1 protein-coding gene is annotated in these 1,183 nt (G+C 69.0%); it reads left to right on the top strand.

Annotation, left to right across the window (positions count from 1 at the left end; all coding sequences use genetic code 11):
- Positions 1 to 926 (top strand): IS110 family transposase (locus ACLBX8_RS31470; RefSeq protein WP_447716398.1); only part of this gene is annotated, 926 nt, incomplete at its 5' end.
- Between the last annotated feature and the right edge of the window lie 257 nt (positions 927 to 1,183).

Genomic DNA, 1,183 nt, shown 5'->3' with positions numbered 1-1,183 from the left:
CGCAGGTCGTGCCGTTCTTCGCCAAGCTGCCGCGATGCCTGGTCGGCATGGAGGCGTGCGGCACAGCGCACCACTGGGCCCGGGAGCTCATGAGCCTCGGCCACGACGTGCGGCTGATGCCGCCGGCTTACGTGAAGCCGTACGTCAAGCGCGGCAAGACCGATGCGAACGATGCCGCAGCCATCTGTGAGGCGGTGACGCGCCCGAGCATGCGCTTCGTGCCCGTGAAGTCGACCGAGCAGCAGGCGGCGCTGGCGCTGCACCGGACGCGCGACCTGCTGGTCAAGCAACGCACGCAGCTGGTGAACATGATCCGCGGCCTGCTCGCTGAGTTTGGGATCGAGATGGCGCGGGGCCTGCGGCACGCGCTCGAACTGGCGGCCCGACTCTCGGCCGGCGACGCGGCCGAGGTGCCGCCGTTAGCCCAGCGCGTGGTGACCGGGTTGGCCGATCAGATCGGTGCCTTGCAGATCCAACTCACCCGACTGGAGAAGGAGTTGCTCGCCTGGCATCGGGACAGCGACCTGTCGCAGCGCCTGGCGACGATCCCGGGTGTCGGCATCGTGTCGGCAACCGCGTTGGCCGCCTCGGTGAGCGAGCCCGGACGCTTCCGCTCCGGTCGGCAGTTCGCGGCCTCGTTGGGCCTGACACCGCTGCAGAACTGCAGTGGCGGCAAGGAGCGCCTGGGCCGGATCTCGCGCATGGGCGACCGCTACCTGCGCCGGCTGCTCGTGGTCGGCATGACCTCTCTGATCCGGCGTGCGAAGACGACACCGACCTCGGTCGACCCGCGGCTGCCGGCGCTGCTGCAGCGTAAGCCGGTGCGCGTGGTGACCGTGGCGGCGGCCAATCGCACGGCGCGGGTCGCCTGGGCGATCATGACCCGCGGCGGCACCTACCGCGCACCGGCGGCCACGGCCGCCTGACAGCACGCAAAGGAGACGTTTCCAGGTTGCGAGGACGATGAGAGTTGATGGCGAACCGGTCAGACCGGGAGCCGGGACACCCCGCCGCCTGTCCAGGGCGTCATAGCCCGCGAAGCAGAGTGGGACCCAGCTCGCGGATACCATCAGGGCCAGCGGTCAACATGAACGACTGCATCGAAAGGCCGGACACAAGACTGCACCCGACCAACGCGTCAGAAGCTCAATTCGCCACTTGCAATGCGGGAGCCATCCACACA

The sequence above is a fragment of the Methylobacterium sp. D48H genome, from assembly GCF_053345715.1.
The sequence above is the reverse complement of the archived record's forward strand: the minus strand, read 5'-3'. Positions and strand labels throughout refer to the sequence as shown.